Below are 616 nucleotides of genomic sequence, written 5' to 3' on the forward strand. Positions count from 1 at the left end.
ATATTTGCAACGCTAAAGACATCGAAGTCAGTGAAGATGTACGTAAAGAGCAACTAGGGTGGTTGAGTTGCGTCAGCCGCGCGATTCTCAAGCAGAACATTATTACGTATAGCCAACCGATTGTGCACGCTTACAGTCATCTTCCTGCCAGCCAAGAATGTCTGGTGCGGATTTTAGAAGAAGATGGAACAGTGATTGCGCCGGGGCGATTTTTACCGATCATCTCAGACACGCATTTGTACACCAGATTGAGTCGTCACATGATCCGCTCGACGCTGCATTACATGCGAGATAAGAAAGGGGATTTCTCGATTAACTTGTCTCCGCAAGATTTGTTGAGCGACAAAACGTTGATGTTGCTGGAGCATGAAATCAGCCAGTTGAATGACTCGACGCGGATAGGGCTGGAAGTGCTGGAGTCTGAACAGATTAAAGATTACGGTCGTATGATAGAAGTGTGCAGCCATTTCAGAAAACTGGGTGCGCGCATTATCGTGGACGATTTTGGTTCTGGATACTCCAATATTGACGAGATCTTAAAGTTAGAGCCGGAAGTGATAAAGCTGGATGGCAGCTTGATTAGAGACATCGATAAGGATTTAAAGCAGCGCAAAAT

1 protein-coding gene is annotated in these 616 nt (G+C 45.6%); it reads left to right on the top strand.

Going from position 1 to position 616, the window contains the following annotated elements; all coding sequences use genetic code 11:
* Positions 1-616: EAL domain-containing protein (locus R7Q48_RS28715; protein ID WP_318133742.1), on the top strand; the 616-nt coding region annotated here is incomplete at both ends.

Source organism: Vibrio sp. 378 (genome assembly GCF_033339435.1).